This is a genomic window from Runella sp. R5_40, from assembly GCF_057652295.1.
Genome location: NZ_JBYFCH010000035.1, coordinates 44,226 through 55,286, shown reverse-complemented (window position 1 = coordinate 55,286; position 11,061 = coordinate 44,226). Strand labels below are relative to the sequence as shown.

At 49.6% G+C, this 11,061-nt stretch carries 1 protein-coding gene; it reads right to left on the bottom strand.

What is annotated here, in order from left to right:
- The coding region (locus AC23N5_RS29835; protein WP_487758328.1) for a beta strand repeat-containing protein at positions 1-10,970 on the bottom strand (10,970 nt) is incomplete at its 3' end.
- Positions 10,971-11,061: the final 91 nt, after the last annotated feature.

The window sequence follows — 11,061 nt, the reverse complement described above, 5'->3', positions numbered from 1 at the left end:
CTGAACGTTGCCGAAGCTTGGTACGTACCGCCAAGACTGTATTCGATGCCCGTCCCAACGGGGGCTGTCACCACAATTGTTCCTTTTGGCGTAGTACACGTCGGTTGTACCGTCACCGAAGCCGTTGGTTGAGCTGGAGCAGATGGAACCGCATTTACCGTCAACGCTAAACTCGGTGAAATACAACCCGTGGCCACGTCCTTCGCTGTCACATTGTAGTTCCCTGCATCCAAATTACTGAACGTTGCCGAAGCTTGGTACGTACCGCCAAGACTGTATTCGATGCCCGTCCCAACGGGGGCTGTCACCACAATCGTTCCTTTCGGCGTGGTACACGTCGGTTGTACCGTCACCGAAGCCGTTGGTTGGGCTGGGGCAGATGGAACCGCATTTACCGTCAAAGCCAAACTCGGTGAAATACAACCAGTGGCTAAGTCTTTCGCTGTAACATTATAATTCCCCGCATCCAAATTACTGAACGTCGCCGAAGCTTGGTACGCCCCGCCAAGGCTGTATTCGATACCCGCCCCAACGGGGGCTGTCACTACAATCGTTCCTTTTGGCGTGGTACACGTCGGTTGTACCGTCACCGAAGCCGTTGGCTGGGCTGGGGCAGAGGGCACTTCATTCACCGTCAAAGCCAAACTCGGTGAAATACAACCAGTGGCTACGTCTTTCGCTGTCACATTGTAGTTCCCCGCGTCCAAATTACTGAACGTTGCCGAAGCTTGGTACGTACCGCCAAGGCTGTATTCGATGCCCGTTCCAACGGGGGCTGTCACCACAATCGTTCCTTTCGGCGTAGTACACGTCGGTTGTACCGTCACCGAAGCCGTTGGTTGGGCAGGGGCAGATGGAACTGCATTCACCGTCAAAGCCAAACTCGGTGAAATACAACCCGTGGTCGTGTTCTTCGCTGTCACATTGTAGTTCCCCGCATCCAAATTACTGAACGTCGCCGAGGTTTGATACGTACCGCCAAGACTGTATTCGATGCCCGTTCCAACGGGGGCTGTCACCACAATCGTTCCTTTCGGCGTGGTACACGTCGGCTGTACCGTCACCGAAGCTGTTGGCGTTGCGGGGTTTTGATTGAAAGTAATAGTTACATCATCGGTAGAAGTACAACTTCCATTCGTAATCGTCCAACGCAATGTGTAAGTGCTTCCTGCCATCCCACTAAACGTTGACGTCGGGCTATTCGCATTACCAAATGTCCCGCCTGTACCACTTACCACACTCCATGAACCCGTACCTACTGTCGGTGCATTGCCCGACAAAGTCACCTGCGTTAGACCGCAAGTAGTCGCTCCCGTTTGGTCGGGACCAGCGTTAGAGGTTGTCGGGTTTTGGTTGAAAGTAATAATCACATCATCGGTAGAAGTACAACTTCCATTTGTAATCGTCCAACGCAATGTGTAAGTGCTTCCTGCAGTCCCGCTAAACGTTGACGTCGGGCTCGAAACAGTACCAAAGGTTCCTCCTGTACCGCTTACCACACTCCATGAACCCGTACCTACCGTCGGCGTATTGCCCGACAAAGTCACCTGCGTTATACCGCAAGCTGGAGTTTGGTCGTCGCCTGCACTGGAAGTCGTTGGGTTTTGCGTGAACGCTACACTCACATCGTCCGTTGAGGCGCTGCATTGCCCATTACTTATCGTCCAGCGAAGTACATAACTATTGCCCGCTACGCCTGTAAAACTTGATGTAGCACTATTCGCATCCCCAAAAGTTCCACCCGTGCCACTTACCACACTCCATACACCTGTTCCCACCGTCGGTGCATTACCTGCTAAAGTCACTTGGGTTGTTCCACAGGCTGGAGTTTGGTCAGGACCTGCATTGGATACCGTCGGGCATACTTGCTCCACCGTTATCACTACGTCGTTATTATCGGCCCCTCCCGTATAACTAATTGTGGCATTCAATCCTGAATTTAAAAAGTTTGACAACGTTGCGCCTTGGGCAAGATTATTAAATGTACCACTAATAGCATCTGTACCGTCGTTATCCACGATGACAAACGCCTCTCCTCCCACCAGCGTAGTCGTACCACTCAACACCAAGTTAACCCCCAACAAATTCACCCCACCCACCACCTTGAGCTGGGAATATGTACTACCTGTTCCATCTCCGACCGTCATACCGTTGATGGCAATGTTTAAGTCTCCCCCCAACGATAGTGTACTCGCCGTTGCATCCGTGCCGTTGAACGTAGGTTTTACAGCCGCAGTTGGCGTACCTGAATCGAGCAACAAAGTACCTCCACTCGTATTAAACCCACCGCCACTGATGAGAACATCTCCCCCACTGACAAGCTGTACATTGGTACTCGCAGGGCGAGAGATTTCCCCAGAAACAGTGAGATTCCCACTGTTGGCATTACCAATGATGAGCGTGCCTGTGGTAATGTTGTCTAGTTCAGTATCGCTAAGCCCCAACGGCCCACCGATGCTGTTCGTAGATGTGCCGAGGTTGATGGCTACGTTGTTGGTATATGGCCGTAAAGTAGTGCTACCTGCGGCTTGGGTGCTGATGGTACTCGCTAAGTCCATGCTATTGGCAATGAGGGTGATGTTACCGCCGTTGGTGGCGGTAGTAATACCTAATGAACTAGCTTGGCTAATACCCAAACTACCTGCTCCTCCCCCTTCGATACCTGTTAGGATTATATTACCCCCACCTGACGTAATTTGAGTGCCATCATTTGCGATTCTTACACCATAATTACCACCGCCTGTACCTGCCCCACCTTGCCCAGTGATTGATAACGTACCATTGCCACCAGCACTAACCTGTGAGCTAAAACTAACATGGGCGCCATAATTACTACTACTTGCCCCTGTACCTCCACCTACAGCATTGATTGTTACATTTCCTCCTGATGAACTAATTAAAGTCCCAGCATCTTCCATCCTAAGCCCTGAATTGGAGCTCCCCGTCGTGTTTGCACCTCCGTTGGCTTGTATGCTTACAGTACCACTACCTCCAGCTACTACCTTAGCCGTGGAAAACATAAGTAAACCGACATTACTTAAGGATGTACCTGAGCCTCCGCCTTGTGTCGTAATCGTAATGTTTCCATTTGTACTGATAATGCTCGCATTTGAGCCACTAACATATATACCATGATTAGAATTTCCACTTGTACTTCCTCCTGTGCCATTTACGGTTACACTCCCTGTGCCTCCTGCTGAAATTAGCCCACTGCTTCCAATATAAATACCACCATTAGCCCCACCCGTGGAGGCTCCTCCACCTTGCCCAGTTACACTGACATTTCCCCCCGAAGATGTGATTTGTGCACTACTATTACTCACATATACCCCGTAATTATTGCCCCCTGTCGTATTTCCACCCGTACCAGTTACATGTACAGTACCCGTACCTCCAGCGGTTATTTGGGCGGCACTATTGACAAGAATACCAAAATTATAGGCCGAACTGTTCGCTCCACCGCCCTGCCCTGTTACATTGACATTGCCCCCACCAGAAGTGATTTTGGTATTGGCATCTTTTATGTAAACTCCATTATTATTGTTTCCAGTAGTAGCCGCTCCCGTTCCATGTACAGTGACCGAGCCACTACCGCCTGCCGTAATGGTGCCTCCTAACTCCTGCCAAATGCCATAATTATTGGTACCAGTGCCTCCGCCAATGCCAGTTACGCTCACATTTCCCCCCGAAGAAGTAATCAATGTATTGACCGTTCCTGCGACGTAAACCCCTGCATTAAAGTTACCACTGCCAGCGCCACCCGTACCACTTACCGTTACAGTGCCACTGCCACCCGCAGTGATGGTTCCATTTGTGATTACCACTACACCACTACAGGTTGAACTTGCCCCCGTACTTCCTCCCGAACCCACTACCGATACATTCCCACCCAAAGAACTAATGCGGGCATTAGTTCCCGTGACATACACGCCAATATTACCATTGGCAGATCCAGCACCTACCGAACCCTCTATCGTAGCAGTACCACTGGTACCACCACTAATCAATCCGCCATTTTGTACAACTATTCCAAATTGATTAATGGCTGAGTCGTCGCCACTTTTGCCTTTAACGCTGAGTGAACCTGTACCATTGACCCGTACGGTAGCGCCATTGACCGATACGCCAACAAAGTTGCCTGTACTGGCTGTAGTCTGCTGATTAGCTTCCAAAGTCAGGTTCCCGTCGGTGGTTTCGAGAGAAGCGGTGCCATTGCTAAAGACAATGTTACGACTGACTTTTAGGACAGCGGCACCTGTGCCCGTGAGTAATAGATTAGCATTGTTCGTAAAAGAAACCTGATCCGTGCCAGGATTGGCATCATCGTTTTGCAAATCCACGTCCAAGTTAGCATTAGCCACAAAGTTGATGTCACCATTAAAGTTCACTTGATCGTCGCCCGTGCCGCCATTGATGCTTAGGCTAGGAAGGGAGTTGGAGGCAAAGCCTCCCACATTGATGATGTCGTTACCCGTGCCAGTGTTTACCACAATGCTGGTAATTCCCCCAAGCGCCACATCCGCTGGCGTGGTAAATGGGGTAATTGCTCCACCGTTTATTGAATACGTACGGCCTGTTACGTTAAAACGAATATTACTGCCGCTTTCGGAGATATTCAGCGCTTCGCCATTGCCCGATACATCGTTGATGGTAAGCACGTTACTTGCAATAGAAATGGCGTAGTCGGCCGACTGGACGGTCAACGTAAAGGTAGCATCGGTAAAGCTGCTACAATTGTCCGTGGCACGAACGGTGACCGTATAAACGCCTGCGGGTACATTGTTGGGTACTGTCACTACACCCGTTACGTTGTCCACCGTCAACGTAGCAGGTGAAGTAGCTGGCGAAACGCTTTGTAACACAATGGTTGAAATACTTCCATTGTCAGAAGGGCCAGTAGCAGGATTGACCGTGGTAGCGGTACCCGTATTGACAGAAGCATTGCCATACGTCAATGTTGGGGCGGAATTGGCCGTGACGTTAACTGCCACCGTAGCCAAAACACTCTGACTTTGATTATTTGTAATTTTAACGGTGAAGCTACCATTAGTAGCCGTACAGGAAGCACTCACATTCGCCGTTACATTTCCATCGGCTGCCACAACGACGTTATTGAGCGTTACTCCATTCAACGTAGCCGACGAGCCAAAGTTTGTTCCATCGCTACTGACAGCCGTCGTAAGGGTATTGGGCGCTTGTGTCGTCCCCGACGTAGCACTCCCCATTGACGTACCTGTGGCAGTTACTCCTTGGGTGATGTTTACGGTCGTCGTATTTAAGGTAGGTTGGTTATTTTCGGGGTACAATTTAATCTCCCCAATTTGTGTGCTTATTGTGGCCCCAGCGTTCTTAATGGTTGGAAAAACCAACATAAACGAGGTATAGGGAGTCGTATTTGTAAAGCTCACCAACTGCGAATTGGCGTTGTCTAACGTACTCGTATTTCTTCCAGAAGGCAATGCAAGAGCGCCCGAAGCAATAAGAGTAAACTGAGTAGCATCAAAGGGGCCATTTCCTGAAATCGCCGAGTTAGTACCGTAAAAAGAGTAACTTGAGGGGTCGCGGTCAGGTGTGTCGTTGGCAGTATAAATTCTAAAAGAATTGATAACTCGCCCTGATTGACTGCAACTTGCGGGGGTAAAAATATACCCTGCGTTGGTTGTTACCCGAATGAGCGATTTGGCAAATGTCCCGTCAAAAACATTACCAGGTGGCTCCGTTGATGGCCACGTATTTGAACCGCTACTATTGACAGTACCCACTTGAAACTGATTTCCGTTCAACTGCCCTCCCCAATACGGCATGGCATTGGTCATGGTTGTAGTACCAGCAAGGGTCAAAGTGGCGGCATTTGAAGGAATCATAGCACAAGCAGCCGTACTTACAACCACGTCATAACTACCCTCATTGGCCACCGAAAAAGAAGAGATAGCAAGCGTACTATTCGTTTCTCCGTCGATAGTTACTCCACCTTTCCGCCATTGATAGCTTACCCCTGCTGAGTTATCAACTGCCACTGACAAGGTCGCCGTTGACCCGCCACAAATCACCTGACTGGTCGGGTGGGTGGTAATGGTTGGACAAAATACAACCACCGTATAAGCTTGGTCGGTGACACAACCAAGATTGTCAGCAACTTGAATCGTAAAATTGTAAGTACCATTAACGGTCGGAGTACCCGATAAACTTCCTGTGGGCGACAGGATTAGTCCCGTAGGTAAACTACCCGAGATTAAGTTAAAAAAGTAAGGCGCAGTTCCACCACTTCCGCTTAATGTTAAATTATAAGGAGCACCCGAACCAACGGTAGGTATGGTGCTTGGAGAAACTGCTACTGTCCCTGAGCAGATTTGTGCTTCCAGTGCTCCGATGTCACTTCCATCGCCTCCTGGGGCAGAACTGACCCCAGGCTGATCGACGGGGCGAGTAAGGTTTCGTTGGTCAACACTGACCGCCGCGCTTCCTTTGTCGATTGCTGGACTACCCGATAAGAGCCTATGTGACGGTACCGTCCCTCCTCCAAAATACCCCAAAGCACTTACGACCGTCGTAAATACGCTGCTTGAAGCAATACTTTGGTCTTGCGAACCACCCGTAGGCGCCCCCGAACCACTTCCAAAAAGATTGTAGCCATTTGTGTTAAACGCCGCACTATTATTGTCAAAATCAGCGTAGCTACTTTGTTGTGCGTTATTGGCCGCCACAATGGCGTTTTTTAACGTAACGGTCCCTGATTCGTTGTAGATACCTCCACCACGGCTACTCCCTGCTCCTCCATTGCTTGAGCCGTTGGACGAAGTTCCTCCAGCCCCTCCCGTCACAGTGTTATTTACAATCGTAACGTTTAAAAGGGTGGTAGTCCCGCCATTTTGAAAAATAGCTCCCCCAGCACCACCGCCACCGCCACCTGCACCGTTGCGAGAAACCGAAGAACTTCCTGCCCCACCACTGCCTCCCAAGAAACCCGCGGCACCGCCACTTGTCCCACCTCCTGCCGCTTGGCCACCACCGCCGCCACCACCAAAGCGTCCACCAGCAGCACCACTGTAACCGTTTCCACCACCGCCGCCACCGCCGCCGAAGTTGCCCGCCGTGGGGAGTGAAGGATTGAGGGCAGAACCTCCTACACCACCATTTCCACCACCTGAACCACCGCTTCCAACGCAACATCCGCTTGTCCCTCCCCCACCTGCTCCACCAACTGCTTGGTTTCCAGAAAAGGTTGTATTGGTACTATTAACCGTTCCTCCGTTGTTTAAAATTCCTCCTCCAAGGCCACCACCGCCACCGCCACTCCCTGCGCCACCGTTGCCCGCTTGCCCCGTAGCAATGTTATTCACCACAGCACAGCGGTTGAGGGTTAGCACACCCGTACTCGCATTGAAAACTCCCGCTCCTCCTCCTGTAAGCGGCCGAGCTCCTGTTGTCGTATTTCCACTGAGCACACATTCCGTGAGCGTAAGGGTAGCGGCGTTATAGATACCCCCTCCTTCCACTCCACTACCGTTGCTAATCGTCAATTTGTTGAAGGATACGACGCCGCTATTCACCGTAAAAATACGAAAAGCAGCCCCACTGCTACGATTAATGGTCATTCCACTGGTTCCTCCATTGATGGTCAAGGGGAGTGTAATGTCTGGCAAGGCGGTCGCGATATTAATCGTACCCGTTACGCTAAAATTAATTGTATTAGAACAGCCCCCTGAGGCCATAATTTCTTGCATTGCGGCGCGAAGAGTACAAGTCCCTCCTGCCGTAGCGCAAGTATTATCCCCAGGATTGGTATCGGCGCCATCTCCTGTATCATTGACGGTGAAAGTACGGGCACTTGAGCACCCATTAATAGTTAGCGTATATGCTTGGCTTCCTGAACAGCCAAGGCCATAAATGGCAGTAACGGTAAAGTTGAAAGTACCTCCCCCCGTTGGCGAACCGCTCCATGTTCCATCACTTTGTAAAGTAAGCCCCGCTGGTACGCTACCCGATGTGACGGAGTAAGTATAGGGAGCTGTCCCGCCCGTTGCAGTAATACTTTGGGAATAATTGACACCTACCGTTCCACTAGGTAATGAAGATGGGCTAAGGGTGACGGTATTACACGATGGAATTGCTTCGTATGCTCCAATGTCGCTATTATCCCCCCCACTTGACGCTGCAATGGTAGAAATATCGTAGGCACGAACTTGACCGCGCTGGTCGGTGGTAAGCCCTGCTATCGCCGCACCTTTGTCAAGTGCTGGGCTATTGGCTAACAAAGCGTGGGTTTGGGTCGGTCCACCGTTGTCGGCCAATACAGCAAGATAGACATTCGCAATCCCCACTTGATTATTATTTGTTCCGTTGGTCAATCCTCCTACACCTCCTGCGCCAATTAGATTGTAGGAGCTAGAAGCGCTCACAGAACCCGCAATATTTTCATTACTCGTATTGGTAGCAACATTTCCTGCAATGATTGAGTTTTTGAGCACATGGGTTGAACCCGACAAATTCATTGCCCCACCATCAGTAGCCGTATTGTTCGTTACGGTGCAATTGGTTAGATCTAAGGTACCCAAACCAACAAAAAAACCGCCCCCTGTACCACTTGCAGTATTCCCACTAACGGTACAATTAACGAGGGTGGTGGTAGTTCCATACATGGCAAAAGCTGCTCCCGCTCCCGTTGAAGTATTACTGTTGATGGTACAACCCGTCATGGTGAGTACCCCATCGTTCTGAACTCCTCCCCCTTGTGGTGCGGAACTGCTTTTCACGGTACAATTGGTCATTGTCAAGGTACCATAATTTTGGATGGCTCCTGCTTGGTTTGCTTCGTAACCGTTGGTAACGGTCAAGGCCGAAATAGCAACCACTTTTCCAGTATTGATGGTAAATGGACGGTATAAGTTTGCCCCACTGACCGACAATACATTTGCCCCAGGCCCCGTAATGCTCAGGTCATGGTTGATAGCAGGAAGTGCGCTCGTCAGGTTTATTGTACCTGTGGCAGTAATGCTAATAGTAATAGAACTATTGCAACTTGTCAGTGCATTGGCCTCCTGAATAGCTGCCCGTAAAGTACACACTCCACCCGATGTGGCACAAACACCATCCCCAGGAACTGCATCGACTCCATCACTTAGCGTATTTACTACCAACGGACCCGAACAAGCAAGCTCATAAGCGCCAATATCAACACTGGTACCAAACTTTCTTACGAACCCATCTCCGCGTTGGTCAGTAGTCAAATCGGCATTGCTATTTGAAACATCTTTTGCGAGTACACTGACTCCTGCATTTAAAGCGGGGCTCTCCAGCAATAATGCGTGCGTCTTGGTTAGTCCACCATCATTGGTCAAAGGCAATAATCCAGGTGAAGCATTAACAATATCGGTTGGACCAGTGCCCGTCATGCCACTTGAGTTACTAAATAAATTATACCCAGACGAATTAATCGTCCCTGAAATGTCAGCACCAGTTGCGGCCGTATTTCCTGCAACTATCGTGTTTCCTAAGCTAACAATTCCACTACTACTATTTATTCCCCCGCCTGTGGTGGCGGTGTTATTCGATATAGTGGCATTCCTGAGCGTGACTGTCCCTGTTGTATTCCAAATACCTCCACCGCTACTAGCTGTATTACCCGAAATAGTACTATTGACAATTCTCAACGTTCCTGCATTCCACGCTCCCCCTCCGTTTGTGGCACTGTAACCCGAAATAGCCGAACCAACCAAGTTTAACGTCGCCCCACTCACGTTCGCAACCCCACCGCCATTGGCCGAAGTAGCGCTGCCAGCAATCTCTGTATTTTTTACCGAAAGCGTGCCTTGATTATTAAAAATCCCCCCTCCATCAGAAGCGGCACTGTTGCCTGTCAGAATGTTATTACTGAACGTTAGTGAACCTGTTCCCGTTTTGTAAAATGCTCCCCCGCGGTTCAAATTTGACGCATTGAGTGCTTGATTATCCGTAAACGTTGAACCAGTGATTTCTGTCGTAGAAGTACTCCCAACATTTACATAAATAGCCCCTCCTAGTGCATCAGTCGTAGCAGTAGCCTGTGTTCTATTATTGGTAAAAGAATTATCGCCGATTTCCAAAGTACCTCCAGCACTATCCAACCAATGAAGAGCACCGCCGCCGCCGAGTGTACCACCACCTGACTGATTGTTGTTAAAGGTTGTTTGATACACCGATAGGTATTCAGCTGTACCAGATTGAAAAATAGCCCCACCAAAGCCACCTGAAGTATTATTTTGGAGTGTTGATTGGTAAATGGTAATAGCATGTGGCGACGCAATTGTACCAATGGCACCACCATTTACGGTTGAACTACAGTTTTGTAATACCCCACTTAAAAATTCAAGTCTTGTATTCGCCCCCAGTTGAATGCATCCTCCCGCTGTTGTTGTACTCCCATTTTCCACTGTCAACCCGTTAAGCTTCAGATTCCCATTGGTAGTAGAAACGTTAAAAACACGCGAGGCGTTGTTGCCACTGATAGTTGCTGTCACCCCCGAACCTTCTTGGATGGTAATAGCACTGGTGATGGAAAGCTCTGTGCCTCCCAAGGTATAGGTTCCTGTTGCATTCAACACAATCACATCCGCCCCCGAGCCTGCTGCACAGTCGGGATTCGTGGCGGCGTCGTTGTTGGCATTGGCGATTGCCTCCCGAAGTGAACATTGACCATTGACGCTCACTTGGTCTGCCAATGTCGTTACAGTAATTGTACTGAGAGGTTTAAGCGCCCTGGCGTTCGGGGACGTCATGGTTGTTTGGTGCGCGCGTGTGCCTGCTTCAAGTGGGTTGGCGGCCAACAAAACTGGCTGGCTCATTCTTGCTTTTTTGGTATATTGAAAAGCTGACGGAGATTGTTGGAAAACCGAATTTGAAGCATCCGATTTCGGGTTATCAAAGAAAGAATTTTGTCCCAAAACGGGCTGTACACACCAAAGGAATACTAGGAGGTAAAAGAGTTTTTTCATGAGTAGAGTGAGTTGAATAAGTCAAAGACAAATGTGTGGTTTTCAGCCTAGCAAGTGTTAGCACAAACGGCGCATTCTTTAACACATTCGG